Consider the following 16,365-nt stretch of genomic DNA (forward strand, 5'->3'; position numbering starts at 1 on the left):
TGCCTCCAAGGAGGAACCATGCAGGATCACCACGATATGCAGGACCAGCACGGCACGCAGGACCACCCCGCCGTGCACCACCAGGGAGGCGGGCATGACCACCCCCAGCCGCCCGGGGGGACGCTCACGGAGCCCCCTGCACACAGCGCCGGGCACACCGGACACCCGCAGCACGCCGGACACGGCCAGCACGACGACGACCACACCATCCACACGCACGGCCAGCACGCGGGCCACAGCACGGCCATGTTCAAGAACAGATTCTGGCTGACGCTGGCCCTGTCCATTCCCGTGGTCTACTTCAGCCCCATGATGGCCCACCTGCTGGGCTACATGCCGCCGGAGTTCCCCGGCTCCGCCTGGATCCCCCCGGTCCTGGGCACCGCGATTTTCCTCTACGGCGGCCAGCCGTTCCTCAAGGGCGGCCTGCAGGAGCTCAAAGACCGCACCCCCGGAATGATGCTGCTGATTGCCATGGCCATCACGGTGGCCTTCGCCGCCTCCTGGGTCACCAGCCTGGGCATCGGCGGCTTCGACCTGGACTTCTGGTGGGAGCTGGCCCTGCTGGTGGCCATCATGCTGCTGGGGCACTGGATCGAAATGCGTGCCCTCGGATCCGCGCAGGGCGCCCTTGATGCCCTCGCCGCGCTGCTGCCGGACGAAGCCGAGCGCATCACCGACAGCGGCACCGAGACCGTTCCCGTGTCCGAACTCAACGCCGGGGACCTGGTCCTGGTGCGTCCCGGCGCCCGCATGCCCGCTGACGGAAACGTGGTGGACGGCCAGGCCGAGTTCGACGAGTCCATGATCACCGGTGAATCCAAGACCGTGGCGCGTGGCCTAGGCGATCCCGTGGTGGCCGGAACCGTTGCCACGGACAGCAGCGTCCGCGTCCGGGTCACGGCCGTTGGCGACCAGACCGCCCTGGCCGGGATCCAGCGGCTGGTGGAGGAAGCACAGGCCTCATCATCACGCGCACAGGCCCTGGCGGACCGCGCCGCAGCCTTCCTCTTCTACTTTGCCGCCGGCGCCGGCGTCCTCACCTTCATCGCCTGGACGCTGATGGGAAGCGTCCCCGACGCCGTGACCCGGACCGTCACCGTACTGGTCATTGCCTGCCCGCACGCCCTTGGCCTGGCCATCCCGCTGGTGATCGCCATTTCCACCGAGCAGGCGGCGCGGGCCGGCGTCCTGATCAAGAACCGGATGGCGCTGGAGCGGATGCGGACCATCGATGTGGTCCTGTTCGACAAGACCGGCACCCTGACCACCGGCGAGCCGGAGCTGAAGGACGTTGCCGTAGCTGAAGGAGCAGATCCGGACGCGGTGCTTGCCCTCGCCGCCACCGTGGAGTCCGACAGTGAACACCCCGTGGCACGGGCCATCGTCCGCGCTGCGAAGGCACGGAACCTGGCGCTGGCTCCGGCCACCGGCTTCACCTCGCTGATGGGCCGCGGCGTCCGCGCCAACGTGGAAGGCCGTACGGTGCATGTGGGCGGGCCGGCGCTCCTGCGCGAGCTCGGCGTCGTGGAACCGGCCTCCCTGGCGGGGAGCACCAAAGCCTGGATGGACCGCGGGGCAGCGGTCCTGCACGTTGTCGACGACGGCAACGTCCTGGGCGCCGTCAGCATGGAGGATGCGGTGCGGCCGGAGTCCCGGCAGGCTGTTGCTGCCCTGCAGCGGCGCGGGGTCAAGGTGGCCATGGTTACCGGTGACGCGCACCAGGTGGCCAAGGCCGTGGCCGCGGATCTGGACATCGACGAGGTGTTCGCCGAGGTCCTGCCCGCGGACAAGGACAAGAAAGTGGCCGAGCTGCAGGGCCGCGGCCTGAGGGTGGCCATGGTGGGCGACGGCGTCAACGACTCACCCGCGCTGGCCCGTGCCGAGGTGGGGATCGCCATCGGCGCCGGAACCGACGTGGCAGTGGAATCCGCCGGCGTGGTGCTGGCCGGAAACGATCCGCGGGCCGTGCTGTCCATGGTTGACCTGTCCCGTGCCAGCTACCGGAAGATGTGGCAGAACCTGGTGTGGGCCACCGGCTACAACGTCCTGTCCGTGCCATTGGCTGGCGGTGTCCTGGCATTCGCCGGGGTGGTGCTGTCGCCCGCAGCAGGGGCGGTGCTGATGTCCGCGTCCACCGTGGTGGTGGCACTGAACGCCCAGCTCCTCCGGCGCCTGAAACTGAACCCGTCCGAGGTACGTTGAACATTCCAGGCACATTGAAAGGAGGGACGGCCATGACCACCCGCGCCGTGGCGTCCCTCCTTCGCTGTGCCTGGCTGCTGGCCGCTGCCCTGGCCGTCATCGCAGGGCTGCTGGGCATGCACGTGCTCACCTCCGGGCATGGCTCGCACGGGGCCGGCCTGCAGGTCATGATTTCCCACAGTCCGGCTTCTCCTGTGGCGTCCGCCCACCCATCGCACAGCGCCGGGCACTCCCCCAGCCACACCGCCGTCGCGCATTCCGCTGCTGCCGGCGGCCATGCCGGCGAGCGCCCCGGCTCCTCCACTCCGGACGCGCCAGCCCTTGCCTCGCCCGCCTGCGGCGATTCCTGCCCGGGCGCCCAGGAATCGGGCGCGCCCTGTGTCCCCTCTGCGCCCGGCAGCCCGGTCACCCTTTCCCCACCCCAGGCATCCCCCGCCGCGATTCCTGCACCTCGCGCCCCCGGTAGCACCGCGGGCGCCGGCTACGGCTACCTGCCGCCCAGCCCCACACCCTGCGACCTGTCGATCAGCCGGACGTAAGCCGGACTGCGCCACATCCATCGCGGCCCAGTTCACCCACTCCCCTGAAAGACAACCATGAACACCACCATCAAGACCCTGTCCATTGCTGCTGCCCTGGCGGCCTCGCTTGGCCTGGCAGGCTGCGCCGGCAACGCCGGATCGGGCAACAGCATGCCCATGGACCACGGGAACTCCGGCCCCATGTCGAGCACGATGCCCAGCTCCGGGGCCAGGTCCAGCGGGGGCACGACGCCCAGCGCGGACGCCGACCACAACCAGGCCGACATCATGTTTGCCCAGATGATGATCCCGCACCACGCCCAGGCGGTGGAGATGAGCGGCATCATCCTGGACAAGCAGGGCGTCCCGGCGGAAGTGACTGCGCTTGCCAGCAAGATCAAGGCGGCGCAGGCCCCCGAGATCGAGCAGATGACCGGCTGGCTCCAGGGGTGGAACGTACCCACCATGATGAACGACCACACCGGCCATGGCATGACCGGCATGGTGGACGACGCCGGGATCGACAAGCTCAAGTCGGCCACCGGCACCGACGCTGCGCGGCTTTTCCTGGAGCAGATGATCGGCCATCACGAGGGCGCCATCGACATGGCCCAGCAGGAGATCAGCGCCGGCAAATCCCCTGAAGCCGTGAAGCTGGGCCACGAGATCGTGGACGCGCAGCAGACGGAGATCATGCAGATGAAGCAGCTGCTGGCCACGCTCTAGCGTGGGACAGCCCGCCAACCTGGCGGGAAATGTGAACGACGCGGTGGCGGCACCCGGTGTGGGAGCCGCCGCCGCGGCGTCGCATGTTAAGTTGAAGGGCACGGGCCCCACCGGACCGCCGCCAGCTGGGAAAAGAGAAAATCTCCTTGGACACTTCCGCACCAGTACGAATCCTGACCGTCTGCACCGGCAACATCTGCCGGTCGCCCGTGGCCGAACGGCTGCTGCAGGCGGGGCTTGACCAAGTAGTGCCCGGCGGTTTCGAAGTCTCCAGCGCCGGGACCCGCGCCCTGGTGGGCCAGCCCATGCAGCCCATCTCGGCGGACATCGTGCGGACCTTCGGCGGGAATCCCGAAGGCTTCGCTGCCCGGCAGCTCACCCCCACAATCCTGCGCGGCGTGGACCTGGTGCTCACCATGACGTCCGGGCACCGCGGCGAGGTCCTGCAGCTGGACGCGTCCCTGCTCAAACGGACCTTCACCATCCGCGAGTTCGCCCGGATGCTGAATGTCCTGGACCAGCGGGCCGCCGAAAATGACACCCAGCCCGCCGGCCCCCAGGAAGCAGCGTCCGACGACGAGTCCCGGCTGGCTGCCAACGCCGCCTTTTGGCGCGGGCTGCCAGCCCGCGCCGCCGGGGTGCGGCACCTCTCGCTTCCCGCCGACCCCGCCGAAAATGACATCGTGGACCCCTACCGCCGCTCGCCCGAGGTCTACCGGGAGATGGAGGACCAGCTGGCTCCGGCGATCGTCTCCATCCTGCGCCACGCCCGCCTGAACGCGCCCGTGAGCCCGGACGCCGCCCAACTGTAGGTCCTGCCGCAGAGGCTCCACCCATCCGGCGTCTGGTCTCGGGCCTGCCGGCTGGTGTGGAACAGAGTGCGGTTTTTCTGTGGATTTCCCCGATGTAAGGCATTTTTTCCGGTGCTAATTTTCCGAAATGAGCACCCAGGCGAAGCTTCGCAGTACCGGCGCCGTCCGCGTTGTTGAGCGGTCCAAACGCCGTCGGCACCCGTTGCGGACCGCGCTGCTGGTGCTGCTCGCCGCAGCGATCCTGATAGCCGCCGCAGCCGGTACGTACCTTTTCAGCCTCGGCCGTGCGTACGATTCACAGGCGAAGGTCATTGACAATCCATTCCCGTCCGAGTCCAACCGCCCTCAGCCGCGTTCCGCTGCGCCGTCCGGCGTAACACCGGCCGAAGGCACCGGCACTGGTGCGGCGGCCGGGCCCGCAGCAGGGCCCGCAGCAGCCGCCCCTGCCCAGGCACCCGGCGGGCAGGCGCTGAACATCCTGGTGATGGGCAGCGACAGCCGCGGGGCAACGGTTGGCAAGGCTGAATCCGGCAGCAGCTCGGATCAGCGCGCTGACACCCTCATGCTGGTGCACATTCCCGCGGACCGATCCAAAATCTTCGCCATCTCCCTGATGCGCGACCTGTGGGTGGACATTCCGGGTCACGGGAGGGCAAAGATCAATTCAGCCCTCGCCTACGGGGGCGTCCCCCTCATGGTGCAGACGGTGGAGACCATGTTCAACGAGCGCGTGGACCACGTGGCCATGGTCGACTTTGAGGGCTTTGTTGGCCTCACGGATGCCCTCGGCGGGGTTGAGGTGGACATCCCCCGGTCCTTCGTTTCCGCGCACGACAAATTCTCCTACCAGCAGGGGCGTACCCTGCTGGACGGCAAGCACGCCCTGGAGTTCGTCCGCGAGCGCTACTCCTTCACCGATGGCGATTACCAGCGGGTGCGCAACCAGCAGGCTTTCGTGCGGGCGCTTTTCGCCAAGAACCTCAGCCCGGAAACCCTTCTGAACCCGGTGAAGGTGCATAACGTAGTCACTGCCATGTCGCCGTTCATCAGCGTGGACAGCGGACTTAACGCAGCGGCCCTGGCAAACCTGGCCTTGGAACTGCGCAACGTGCGTGCAGACGACATGGAAATGTTTACCCTTCCCACCCTGGGGATCGGAACCTCCGCGGACGGCCAGTCCATCGTCCTTCCGAACCAAACGGCAATCAAAGACATCGGCGATGCGCTGGCAGGTGACAGTTTGGACAACTATGTAGCCAATAACGGCTTGCCGGACGGACACTGATCCCACCAGTCACAATGAGGTGGAGGCGTCATGAGCATCCCAGGCGGTCCTGATCCGTCCGGTCCCGTCGGCCCCGGCAATTCCGGTCCGCCCACAGGCCCATCCGCGCCCCGGCCCGGCTGGCTGGTTGCCCTGGGACGCCGCCGCTGGATCGTGGCACTGGTGGTGCTGGCCCTTGTGGCGGCAGCCGGCATCGCGGTCTTCAGCCTGAACCGCGCCGGCCAGGAGGCACGGCCGGCAGCCACCCAAACCCAGCCGCCGAGCGAAACGCCCAGCCCAACGCCAACGCCCACTCCTTCCGAAACGCCGCCGCCGGCTCCCGCTCCCCCGCCCCCGCCTCCCCCGATCCCGGAACTGCCCGCAGTTCCGATGAACATCCTGGTGATCGGCAGCGACATCCGCGGCGGCACGCCGGCGCGGGACGCCGCCGCCCATACGGCAGCCACCGGCGAAGCCCAGGACCAGCGGGCGGACTCCCTGATGGTGGTTCACGTCCCGGCCGACCGCCGGAACCTTTACCTCATCTCCATCAACCGCGACAACTGGGTGGACATCCCCGGCTACGGGGCCGCCAAGATCAATGCAGCCCTGCAGTATGGCGGCATCGACATGGAAACTGCCACCGTGCAGCAACTGCTGGGAATCACCATCGACCACACGCTGATGCTGGACTTCGGCGGGTTCAAAATCCTGGTGGACGGCCTGGGCGGAATCGACGTCAATGTGCCCATCCCTTTCCAGTCCAGCGTTGAAACCCAACACGTCTTCCCCGCAGGCATGAACCACCTGGACGGGCAGGCGGCGCTGGAGTTTTCCCGCGAGCGCTACGCCTTCGCCGACGGCGACTTCCAGCGGGTCCGCGACCAGCAGATCATGCTCCGCGCAATCCTGGCCCGCCTCACGGCTGGAGGTGCCCTCAACGATGTGAATACGGTGCGGTCCCTGGTCGACTTCGCTTCCTGCTGCCTCACCGTGGATAAGGCCTTCGACCCCGTGCAGGCCGCCATTCTGGCTTACAGCCTGCGGAACCTGGACGTGAACGCCATCGGCACCATGACGCTTCCGACGGCGGGTTCAGGTTTCGTGGCCGGGCAATCCGTACTGTTTCCAGACTATGGCGGCATCGCGGCCGTGGGCGCAGCACTCCGGGAGGGCCGGATCGGCGACTTCGCGAAGCCATAGGGCGCAACCCCCGCTGTTCAGCCGATGCTCGCCGCCCGTTCACCGCCACGCCAGAGTCCGTGTACCGGCGGGGGCAACCCTGAGGACATGACCGAGTCTTCCCAGGCCGGGGTTTCCCGCCGCACCGTCGTCAAGAGTTCCGTCCTCGCCGCCGCGCTGGCCTCCGTGCCCGCCGCCAACGCCACGGCAGCCACCCAGTCTCCCGCCGGCGTCGCCCTGGTGCGCAACCGGCTCACACTGCCCAGCGGCATGGCCACCGGCGATGTCACCTCCGATTCGGCCGTGCTGTGGTCGCGCGCCTCGGGAGCCGGCCGGATGACGGCGGTCCTGCGGGCAGTGGACGACGGCGGCCAGGTGCTGCGCGGGCGCGGCGCCTTTGAGCGGGTCCTCCGCGGGCCCCGCGCCACCCAGGCATCCGACTTCACTGCCAAAATCCACGCCGGCAACCTGCCGTCCAACACGCGTTTTGCGCTGGAGATCAGCTTCGACGACGACGCCGGCGCGGCCAGTGAGACGGTTCGCGGCAGCTTCCGCACGGCCCCTGACACCGGGACGGTCAACGGCAAGGGCCGCACCGGCGACACCACAAACGGCGGCGACGTCCCGGCGTCGTCCGCGCAAAGCTTTGTGTGGACCGGCGACACCGCGGGCCAGGGCTGGGGCATCAACGAGGAAATCGGGGGGATGCGTGGCTACCGGGCCATGCACCAGACCCGCCCGGACTTCTTCATCCACTCCGGCGACACCATCTACGCCGACGGCCCCATCGCCGAAACCGTTGTGGAAAAGGACGGGCAGGTGTGGCGGAACCTGGTGACGGAGGAGGTGTCCAAGGTTGCCGAAACGCTGACCGAATTCCGCGGCCGCCACCGCTACAACTCCATGGACGCCAACATGCGGGCCATGTTTGCCGACGTTCCGGTTATCGCCCAGTGGGATGACCACGAGACCCACAACAACTGGTACCCGGGCCAGATCATCGACGACTCCCGCTATACGGTACGGGACGTCAACACCCTGGCTGCCCGCGGCCGGCAGGCCTGGCAGGAAAACATGCCCATCGCCGACAGCTCGGCCATCTGGCGGCCCGGAACGTTCGATGATGCCGGGCAGTACCAGCCGGCCCGGATCTACCGGAAGATCTCCCGGGGCCCGCAGCTGGACATCTTCTGCCTGGACATGCGCACCTACAAGTCCCCCAACACGGACGGCAAGGAACCGTACGCCACCAACATCCTTGGCCAGGAGCAGGTGGACTGGCTCATCCGCGAGGTGTCCAGGTCCAAGGCGACATGGAAGGTGATTGCCAACGACCTGCCACTGGGCATTGTGGTGCCGGACGGCCCGGTCAACCAGGAGAGCCTGTCCAACCGGGACAACGGCGCTCCCCTGGGCCGTGAACTCGAAATCGCAGGAGTGCTCAGCGCCTTCAAGCGCAACGGCGTCAAGAACACCGTGTGGCTCACCGCCGATGTGCACTACTGCGCCGCCCACCACTACTCCCCCGAGCGTGCTGCCTTCACCGACTTCGCACCCTTCTGGGAGTTCGTGGCCGGGCCCATCGCCGCCGGCTCCTTCGGCCCCAACAGCATGGACGGCACCTTCGGCCCCGAGGTGGTGTTCGCAAAGACCGGACGCTTCGCCGGAGAATCGCCGCGCGACGGCGAAAACCAGTTCTTCGGCCACGTCCAGCTGGGCGAGGACAACAGCTTCACCGCCAGCCTCCGGAACGCCAACGGTGCCACGGTGTTCTCCAAGGTCCTGACGCCCGAACGGTAAGCCCTGCCCCTCGACGCGCAGAACCACTAGCGACGCGCATATTCCCTGACGCGCCGATATTCGGGGCGCGTCGATGATTTTGCGCGTCGCTGACGAAAATGGGCGTCGAGCCGTATGGTCCGCTGCCGCCGCCGTCGTTATTTGCGCCTGCCCCTGGGTACGCCGTTGGTAGTGTTCCTGCATTCGACACAGCATTTGGCAGGGTGAGGACGGGGTGATTTCTTGAAGGACACTTCAGCAAACGACGACGGCCTAACGGAGGCCGTCCAGCAGGCCGGGGCGGTGGAACTGCTGCTGATCCGCCATGGCGAGAGCGAAGGCAACGTTGCGGCCACCGAGGCCCGCGAGGCCGGCGTGGAGGTCATCAAGGTTCCCGCCCGGGATGCGGACGTGGACCTGTCCGGCACCGGCAGGGACCAGGCCAAGGCGCTGGGCATGGCACTGGGACGGATTGCGGAGGAGTTCCGCCCTGACACGGTGGTGTCCTCCCCGTATGCGCGTGCCCGCCAGACGGCTGAGATCGCGGTGGAAACCGCAGGCTGGCCAGTGCAGGTTCGGATAGACGAACGGCTCCGCGACCGCGAACTGGGCATCCTGGACCGGCTCACGCGGCTGGGCGTGGAAAACCGCTACCCCGAGGAATCCGAACGCCGTGACTGGCTGGGCAAACTCTACTACCGGCCACCGGGAGGGGAATCCTGGGCGGACGTTGCGCTGCGGCTGCGGTCCGTCCTGGCCGAGCTGAACAACCTTGGCCTGGGCCAGCGGGTCATGCTGGTGTGCCACGACGCGGTAATCATGCTGTTCCGCTATGTCCTGGAAGGGCTCAGCGAAAAGGAACTGCTGGACCTGGCAGCCAGGGAGGCCATCCTCAACGCGTCACTGACCAAGTTTGTCCGCCCCTCCGGCGTGGGGCCGTGGACGCTGGAGAGCTTCAACGTGGCCGACCATCTGGCAGAGCAGGGCGTCGAGGTCACCCAGCACGCGGGAGACACCAGTGTCCGCCCACGATAACGCACCCGGGCCCACGCTGGTGACGGCGACGCTCCTGCGGGGGTGGCCACTGCCGGCGCCGGGCGAAGATAAGTATTCACGCGGCTCCGTGTTGGTAGTGGGCGGGGCCAGGGCCACCCCGGGGGCAGCCCTTCTGGCCGGCACCGCAGCCTTGCGTGCGGGGGCCGGGAAAGTCACGCTGGCAGTGGCCGAGTCAGTGTCAGTGCAGCTGGGGGTGGCACTGCCTGAGTGCGGGTCCATCGGCCTTCCGGAGACTCCCGGCGGCTCCGTCAAACCGGAACTGGACCGCATTTCCTCCTACCTGGACCGGGCCGACGTCATCCTGGTGGGGCCCGGCCTGGACGATCCCGACCTCGCCGGCGAACTGCTGGAAGCGATGCTCGGGCAGGAGAATGAATCCAACAGCGGCGCCCAAGGTGACGCCGGCAGGGGCTCCCAAGGCGACGCCGGCGCAAAGGAAGGTCCCGCCGTCGTCCTTGATGCCTACGCGCTGGGTGCCTTGGTGCCTCTGGAGGACCAACTCGGCCCCTGGCGCGGCCGGCTGATCCTCACCCCCAACCCCAAGGAAGCGGAGGTCCTGCTGGGGCGGGAGGTGAATGACCTCGAAAAGGACCTGGCCGAGATCTCCGCCAGGTTCGGCGCTGTGGTCAGCTGCCAGGGGCTGATCACCCAGCCGCCCGGCCTGAACCCGGACGAGCCGGAGCTGTGGAAGATCACCACGGGGTACGGCGGGCTGGGTACGTCCGGCAGCGGCGACGTCCTGGCGGGAGCCATTGCCGGGTTCCGTGCCCGCGGAACCACCGGCGCCCAAGCCGCCTGTTGGGGCACCCACCTGCACGCAGCCGCAGGCGACCGCTTGGCCGTCAGGCTGGGACCGCTCGGGTTCCTGGCCCGCGAACTGGCCGACGAACTGCCCGCCCTGATGCTGGAATTCAGCGTCTAACGCCCGGCGGCAGGACACCCGGGCACGCGGATGGCCCCCGGCTAAACCCGGGGGCCACCGTGTCGGGAGGTTGAGGCCTAAGCTGCCGATGCGCTGTCTGGCGCTGTGGCGTTGCACAGATGGCGATTCGCCCCAAAAAGGCAGTCAACAGATCTGGCCGCCTCCCGATCCTTTTCCGAACCTCTTCGGGTCCCTGCGCTTGGCGGGATCCCTGCGCCGGCTATGCGGAGATCTCCTGCTTTGCCCCCTTCGTTTGAATCTCAATCTTGCGCGGCTTGGCCTTTTCGGCCACCGGGATCCGCAACGTCAGGACGCCGGCGTCGTAGCTGGCCTTGACGTTGTCCGTGTCCAGCGTGTCGCCGAGGATCAGCTGCCGGCTGAAAACGCCGCGCGGCCGTTCACTGGCGATCAGTTCGGTGTCCTTGCCCACGGGATCGGGCCGTTCCGCCCGCACCGTCAGGACGTTCCGTTCCACGTCCAGGTCCACCGAATCCACAGCGACGCCGGGCAGATCGAAGGCCACGACGAATTCCTGGTCCTCACGCCATGCATCCATCGGCATCGCCGCCGGGCGTGCAGAGGTACCCAGGACCTGCTGGGCCAGCCTGTCCAGTTCGCGGAACGGATCGGTGCGCATCAACATGGCTTCCCTCCTCGTAAGAGATGGTCCAACATCGTTTCCACATCAGCCGATCTGTATTGGCTGATATAGATTTTTTAGCACCGCAGCAGCAGGTCTTCAAGGGGTTCCTGCATGGTTTTTGGGTGATTTTTCTGCCCGTCGGGGCCTGACTCCGCAGTCGACGGCACCAGGGAAAAGGGCCTTCCACCCAGCTGCTGCTGCGCGGAAGGCCCTTCATCGAGTCACTGTTTTAAGGTTTTCGGTCAGTCCCTGGTGGGGTCGGGACGAAGCGGCGCCGGACCTGGATCCGGGACCGGCAGCGGGCCGGGCGCCGGCGGTGCCGGGAACGGGTTGGGGGACGGCGGACCGGGCGGCCGCGGCTGGGTGGGATCCGGCGATGTGGGCTCGGGACCGGGTTCGGGCGGAAATGGCTCAGGTTCGTGCACTGGCGGGATGGTCATGGAAATTCCCCTCTCACGCTGATCGGATCAAACACTGGGCGAATCACACACCGGGCGATGTGCCTTGAACTGACCAGACTACGCCCGCAACCCCTTCTCAACTACCCCCGTTGCTCTATCAGATGTGGTCCCCAAAGGGCCCTTTTAGGAGCCATAACTGATGGAGCATCACGACGGCGGGAGGGCGCCTTAGTCCCGCACCGCACCGACCAGCCGCAGCCAGTCGCGGAGCTGGACCGGGTCCGCCTCGCCGCAGCGGAAGCCCACGTAGCCGTCGGGCCTGATGCCGGCCACTCCCGTGCCGGGGTGGCTGGTGAGGCGGTGGACATGCAGCAGCCGGGGCTGGCTGTCCATCGACGCAACGGCGGGGATGGCGTCCAACGCGACTGGGCCGGCGTCGCGCTCCAGCAAAAGGTGGAGTCCCGGCACCGCGGTCAGCTCATGCAGGCGGACGGAGCGTCCATCCACGGCAGCCGGAGCATCGGGCAACCGTTTGCCGGGCCGCGGCCACCCGCGGGCCTTGGGCGTGCCCTCATGCGAGATGGCGCTGTTCCGGTAGTTCACGAACGGCTGGGCCAGCAGCCTGACTCCCCTGGCGATGAGCCACCGCCGGCGGAGGAGCAGCGGCATGACCGGAGCGAACGCTGGCAGGATGCTGCGGGCCAGGCGTGCCGCCGGATGCGGCGAGGCTTCGCCGAAGAAGATCAGGTGCGTCAGCGCCAGCACCCGCCGGGCCGCGGGCAGCCGCTCCTGCCCGTAGGTCTGCAGCAGTTCCGGAAGCGGCCTGCCGGCGGTCGAGGCGAACCCGAGTTTCCAGCCGAGGTTGAGGGCGTCCAGGATGCCGTTGTTCATGCCCTGGCCGCCCGCCGGGGAGTGGGCATGGGCAGCGTCGCCGGCCAGGAAGACCGGGCTGCTCCCGAACGTGCTGGCAATCCGGTGCTGCAGGGGGACCTGGGCGGACCAGCCCACCTCCCGCACGCTGGCCTCCAGGCCCGAGTCCTTCACCAGCTGCGCCACCTCCTCCGGCGCAACGGGCGGACCCAGCTGGCCGAAGCGGGCGCCGGCCTGCCAGGATGCGGGCCGGGTGGCCAGCATCCGCCACGTAGCCCCCTCGCCCAGGGCAAAGAGGAAGGCCAGCCCGGCCTGCCCCACCGCAACGTGCAGCAGCCCGGGGTCCAGGCCACCATCGAGTTCGAGGTCGGCCAGGACCGCCTCCACGGGATACGGGCCTCCGCGCCACTGCGCGCCGGTGATGCCGCGGACGGTGCTGGACTGCCCATCGCAGCCGGCCAAAAAGCGGGAGACGTGATGCCCCGGCCCGTGGGCTCCCTGGAGCTCGGCGCGGACCAGTCCGCTTGATAGCGCTTGCAACCCGCCGTTGTCCTGGTGCAGGCCGCGGAATTCCACGCCCCAGTCCACCACCACGCCGCTGTCCTGCAGCGCCTGCCACAGGACCTCCTCGACGTCGGCCTGCCGGACCAGCGTCAGGTGCGGGAAGGCGGTGTCCGGAAGGTCGGCGTGTCCCAGCCGTGCTTCAACCTCCCACCGGCCCAGGTGGATCCGTGCCTCAGGCGCAGTGTCCGCCCGCTCCAGCAGGCCAGCGGTTACACCGAGCGGGCGGAGTCCCTCCAGTGCGCGGGCATGCAGCATGAGCGCCCGTGAGGGGCGGACCCGGTGATCCCGCCGGTCCACCACCCGCACGGTGGCGCCGTGGGCAAGGGCCTGGAGGGCGGTGGTGAGCCCGGCGGGACCTGCGCCGACCACTAGAACGTCCGTGTCCGCCGTCGTCCCTTGCTTGCCTGGCATGCCCGCCGGCCGTCACTTCTTCGCGCGGAGCCGCCACCAGGCGTGGTCGGTTCCGGCGGCCGCAATCCTGGCCGGGTCCGCCAGCACCTCCTCGCGGCGCAGCCCGGGAAGCACCTTGTAGCTGATCGATCCGGAGACGCTGACCAGTTCCAGGACCCGCCAAAGGGCCGACGCATACTTCCTGGCGCGCTCGGCGCCGTCCCACTCGTACAGCCCGCGATAGGCGCCGAAGGTGTCGTGGGCGCACCAGAGTTTGGAGATAAAGCCCGGGAACCCTACGAAGAGCGGGGTGTTCAGGATGCTTTCCGCTTCGAACAGGCGGTGCGCCCGGCCCCGCACCAGCCGCAGCGTGAACGCCACCACCAGCACGCAGGGCTCGGCGGGCAGTCGGTCGACGGCGGTCTCCCGGTAGACCCGCGAGGTGCTTCCGTCGGCGAAGCGCAGGACCCGGCCCACGTTGTCCTTGGGAAGGTGCACCTGCCGGCGCGCCAGCATGACGCAGGACGTTCCGACGCTGTGGGCCACCGCCAGCCAGGCCTTGGACCGGGGAGCCGGACCGGATTCGGAAGTCATCGCGTTCTCCTTTCCCTGCGCTTCCCTGCAGCGCCCCTCCAGCCTGCCGGGAAGCGGACGCAAGGCTCCAGAGTCTTTCGCCCCTTTCAGGCTGCGGCGTCTCCCCCGTCAGCGAACGGCCTGCCGACTTCTCGGGGGCGGTCTATATATTGAATCCATGACCTCCACTTCCCTGCAGGATTCCACCGGCACTGCGATCCCGGCGCCCCCGGTGGCCAAGAAGATCCCCACCGAACGCATCCACCACGGGGAGACGTTCGTGGACAACTACGAATGGCTGCGGGACAAGGAGTCGCCGGAGGTCGTGGAGCACCTGCGGGCCGAGAACGCCTACCAGGAAGCCGTCACTGCGCACCAGGAACCGCTCCGCGAAGCCATCTTCCAGGAGATCAAGGGCCGTACCCAGGAAACCGACCTCTCCGTCCCACACCGGAAGGACGGCTGGTGGTACTTCAGCCGCTCGGCCGAAGGCAAGGAGTACGGCATCCACTGCCGGGTGAAGGCACAGGACACCGGGGACAAGGTGGCCGACTGGACCCCGCCGGCCGTGGAACCCGGCATGGAGATCCCCGGCGAAGAGATCCTGCTGGACGGCAACGTGGAGGCCGAAGGCAAGCCGTTCTTCTCCGTAGGCGGAACCGCCGTCACCGTTGACGGCACCCTTTACGCCTATGCCGTGGACAACTCCGGTGATGAACGTTTCACGCTGCGGATCAAGGACCTGCGCACCGGTGAACTCCTGCCGGACGTCATCGAAAACATCTTTTACGGTGTTGCCTTCTCCCCGGACGGCTCCCGGCTCTTCTACACGGTGGTCGACGAGTCCTGGCGGCCGTACCAGGTGAAGTCCCACGTCCTGGGCACCCCTGTGGCCCAGGACGCGGTGGTGTACCAGGAGGACGACCCCGCCATGTGGCTGGGCTTCGAGCTTTCCGCCGACCGGCGCCACCTGGTGCTGGGCATCGGTTGCTCTGAGTACAGCGAAACCAGGCTGCTCCGGTTTGACGACCCCGCCGGAACAGTCAGCACCGTGATTTCCCGGGACGAGCGGATCCTGTACGAAGCCGAGCCCTTCCTGCTCGACGGCGTAGAAAAAATCCTGCTCACGCACAACCGCGGCGCCATCAACTCCATGGTCTCCCTGGCGGACCCGGTCGAGCTGGAAAAGCCGCTGGCTGACCAAACCTGGCAGACCGTCGTCGAACATTCCAACGACGTGCGCGTCAACGGCGCGGGCGTCACTTCCACGCACCTGATCGTTTCCATCCGCAAGGACACCATCGAGCGGGTCCAGGTGCTGGGGCTGGCCGGGCTTGGCACGCCCGCGCAGCAGGAGCCCGTGGAGCCGGCATTCGATGAGGAGCTCTACACCGCCGGCGTGGGCGGCTCCGACTATGAGGCACCCGTGATTCGGCTGGGCTACACCTCCTACTTCACGCCGTCCCGGATCTACGACTTCGTCCTGCCCACCCCGGAGCGACCCGCCGGCGAGCTGCTGTTGCGCAAGGAAAGCCCCGTGCTGGGCGGCTACGACGGCAGAGACTACGTTGCCACCCGTGAGTGGGCGACGGCGGCCGACGGCACGCGGATCCCGCTGTCGGTCCTGCGGCACAAGGCCGTCAAGCAGGATTCGACGGCGGCGGGCCTGGTGTACGGGTACGGCTCCTATGAGATGAGCATGGACCCGGGCTTCGGCATTGCCCGGCTGTCGCTCCTGGACCGCGGCGTGGTGTTCGTCATCGCGCACATCCGCGGCGGCGGCGAGCTGGGCCGGCACTGGTACGAGGACGGCAAGAAGCTCACCAAGAAGAACACCTTCACCGACTTCGTGGACGCAACGGACTGGCTGGCCGGTTCGGGCTGGGTGGATCCCTCCCGCATCGCCGCCCTGGGTGGCTCGGCTGGCGGACTCCTCATGGGGGCCGTGGCCAACATGGCGCCGGAAAAGTACGCGGCCATCGTGGCCCAGGTGCCGTTCGTGGATCCGCTCACCAGCATCCTGGACCCGGACCTGCCGCTGTCCGCCCTGGAGTGGGAGGAATGGGGCAACCCGATCACCGATCCCCAGGCTTACGCCTACATGAAGTCCTACTCCCCCTACGAGAACGTGCGGGAAGTGGCCTACCCCAAGATCGCCGCGGTGACGTCCTTCAACGACACCCGCGTCCTCTATGTGGAACCGGCCAAGTGGGTGCAGGAACTGCGAAACAGGACCATAGGGTCCGAGCCCATTGTCATGAAGATCGAGATGGACGGCGGCCATGGCGGCGCATCCGGCCGCTACGTGCAGTGGCGTGAACGGGCCTGGGACTACGCGTTCATCGCCGACGCCCTGGGCGCCACCGAACTGCTGCCAGGTGCCGGGCTGAAGTAGCCCATCGATTGCTCCGTTGTTGTCCTTTTGGGCCCGCTAAACGGCAGGTACGGAGCAATCGA

14 protein-coding genes are annotated in these 16,365 nt (G+C 67.9%); 10 read left to right on the forward strand and 4 right to left on the reverse strand.

All coding sequences use genetic code 11. The features are described from left to right. Positions 1 to 18: 18 nt before the first annotated feature. The 9 genes from LFT46_RS16225 to LFT46_RS16265 all read left to right on the forward strand — a co-directional run bounded on the left by LFT46_RS16225 (position 19) and on the right by LFT46_RS16265 (position 10,467). Positions 19 to 2,205 carry a copper-translocating P-type ATPase gene (locus tag LFT46_RS16225; protein WP_236820379.1) on the forward strand — a complete coding sequence of 729 codons (2,187 nt, stop codon included), beginning with the start codon at positions 19 to 21 and terminating at the stop codon, positions 2,203 to 2,205. A 32-nt stretch (positions 2,206 to 2,237) separates the two neighbouring features. Then, entirely contained in the window at positions 2,238 to 2,744 is a 507-nt protein-coding gene (locus LFT46_RS16230; protein ID WP_236820380.1) for a hypothetical protein, read from the forward strand. A gap of 57 nt (positions 2,745 to 2,801) precedes the next feature. Then, a complete protein-coding gene (locus LFT46_RS16235) occupies positions 2,802 to 3,452 on the forward strand; it encodes a DUF305 domain-containing protein (RefSeq protein WP_236820381.1) in 651 nt (216 codons plus the stop codon). A gap of 146 nt (positions 3,453 to 3,598) precedes the next feature. After that, positions 3,599 to 4,264, forward strand: coding sequence for an arsenate reductase/protein-tyrosine-phosphatase family protein (locus LFT46_RS16240; protein ID WP_236799459.1), 666 nt, complete (start codon positions 3,599 to 3,601; stop codon positions 4,262 to 4,264). 127 nt (positions 4,265 to 4,391) lie between these two features. Then, the gene (locus LFT46_RS16245) at positions 4,392 to 5,549 is read left to right on the forward strand and encodes an LCP family protein (protein WP_236820382.1); all 1,158 of its coding nucleotides are present in this window, start codon (positions 4,392 to 4,394) and stop codon (positions 5,547 to 5,549) included. A gap of 30 nt (positions 5,550 to 5,579) precedes the next feature. Continuing rightward, positions 5,580 to 6,731, forward strand: a complete 1,152-nt coding sequence (locus LFT46_RS16250) for an LCP family protein (protein WP_236820383.1) — start codon at positions 5,580 to 5,582, stop codon at positions 6,729 to 6,731. Between the two features lie 87 nt (positions 6,732 to 6,818). Continuing rightward, positions 6,819 to 8,510, forward strand: a complete 1,692-nt coding sequence (locus LFT46_RS16255; RefSeq protein WP_236820384.1) for an alkaline phosphatase D family protein — start codon at positions 6,819 to 6,821, stop codon at positions 8,508 to 8,510. Positions 8,511 to 8,732: 222 nt separating this feature from the next. Beyond that, entirely contained in the window at positions 8,733 to 9,524 is a 792-nt protein-coding gene (locus tag LFT46_RS16260) for a histidine phosphatase family protein (protein WP_236799463.1), read from the forward strand. Next, complete coding sequence (locus LFT46_RS16265; protein ID WP_236799464.1) at positions 9,508 to 10,467, forward strand: ADP-dependent NAD(P)H-hydrate dehydratase; 960 nt, start codon at positions 9,508 to 9,510, stop codon at positions 10,465 to 10,467. Before LFT46_RS16260 ends, LFT46_RS16265 begins: the two co-directional genes overlap by 17 nt. A gap of 220 nt (positions 10,468 to 10,687) precedes the next feature. On the opposite strand, the gene LFT46_RS16270 is transcribed toward LFT46_RS16265, so the two are convergent. The 4 genes from LFT46_RS16270 to LFT46_RS16285 form a co-directional block, all read right to left on the reverse strand. Then, positions 10,688 to 11,110 carry an Hsp20/alpha crystallin family protein gene (locus LFT46_RS16270; protein ID WP_236799465.1) on the reverse strand — a complete coding sequence of 141 codons (423 nt, stop codon included), beginning with the start codon at positions 11,108 to 11,110 and terminating at the stop codon, positions 10,688 to 10,690. Between the two features lie 242 nt (positions 11,111 to 11,352). Continuing rightward, positions 11,353 to 11,550, reverse strand: coding sequence for a hypothetical protein (locus LFT46_RS16275; RefSeq protein WP_236820385.1), 198 nt, complete (start codon positions 11,548 to 11,550; stop codon positions 11,353 to 11,355). Positions 11,551 to 11,739: 189 nt separating this feature from the next. Continuing rightward, complete coding sequence (locus tag LFT46_RS16280; RefSeq protein WP_236820386.1) at positions 11,740 to 13,356, reverse strand: FAD-dependent monooxygenase; 1,617 nt, start codon at positions 13,354 to 13,356, stop codon at positions 11,740 to 11,742. Between the two features lie 12 nt (positions 13,357 to 13,368). Further along, positions 13,369 to 13,929, reverse strand: a complete 561-nt coding sequence (locus LFT46_RS16285) for a hypothetical protein (RefSeq protein WP_236820387.1) — start codon at positions 13,927 to 13,929, stop codon at positions 13,369 to 13,371. A gap of 157 nt (positions 13,930 to 14,086) precedes the next feature. Between LFT46_RS16285 and LFT46_RS16290 the strand changes: the two genes are divergently transcribed. Further along, complete coding sequence (locus LFT46_RS16290; protein WP_236820388.1) at positions 14,087 to 16,303, forward strand: S9 family peptidase; 2,217 nt, start codon at positions 14,087 to 14,089, stop codon at positions 16,301 to 16,303. The last annotated feature ends 62 nt before the right edge of the window (positions 16,304 to 16,365 follow it).

The sequence above is a fragment of the Arthrobacter sp. FW306-07-I genome (assembly GCF_021800405.1).
Classification (GTDB): domain Bacteria; phylum Actinomycetota; class Actinomycetes; order Actinomycetales; family Micrococcaceae; genus Arthrobacter.

Bases quoted from the DNA above. Each gene is read 5' to 3' on its own strand.
- LFT46_RS16270 (WP_236799465.1), bottom strand. From the start codon at position 11,110: ATGTTGATGCGCACCGATCCGTTCCGCGAACTGGACAGGCTGGCCCAG.
- LFT46_RS16230 (WP_236820380.1), top strand. From the start codon at position 2,238: ATGACCACCCGCGCCGTGGCGTCCCTCCTTCGCTGTGCCTGGCTGCTG.
- LFT46_RS16290 (WP_236820388.1), top strand. From the start codon at position 14,087: ATGACCTCCACTTCCCTGCAGGATTCCACCGGCACTGCGATCCCGGCG.
- LFT46_RS16280 (WP_236820386.1), bottom strand. From the start codon at position 13,356: ATGCCAGGCAAGCAAGGGACGACGGCGGACACGGACGTTCTAGTGGTC.
- LFT46_RS16245 (WP_236820382.1), top strand. From the start codon at position 4,392: ATGAGCACCCAGGCGAAGCTTCGCAGTACCGGCGCCGTCCGCGTTGTT.
- LFT46_RS16285 (WP_236820387.1), bottom strand. From the start codon at position 13,929: ATGACTTCCGAATCCGGTCCGGCTCCCCGGTCCAAGGCCTGGCTGGCG.
- LFT46_RS16275 (WP_236820385.1), bottom strand. From the start codon at position 11,550: ATGACCATCCCGCCAGTGCACGAACCTGAGCCATTTCCGCCCGAACCC.
- LFT46_RS16255 (WP_236820384.1), top strand. From the start codon at position 6,819: ATGACCGAGTCTTCCCAGGCCGGGGTTTCCCGCCGCACCGTCGTCAAG.
- LFT46_RS16225 (WP_236820379.1), top strand. From the start codon at position 19: ATGCAGGATCACCACGATATGCAGGACCAGCACGGCACGCAGGACCAC.
- LFT46_RS16250 (WP_236820383.1), top strand. From the start codon at position 5,580: ATGAGCATCCCAGGCGGTCCTGATCCGTCCGGTCCCGTCGGCCCCGGC.
- LFT46_RS16235 (WP_236820381.1), top strand. From the start codon at position 2,802: ATGAACACCACCATCAAGACCCTGTCCATTGCTGCTGCCCTGGCGGCC.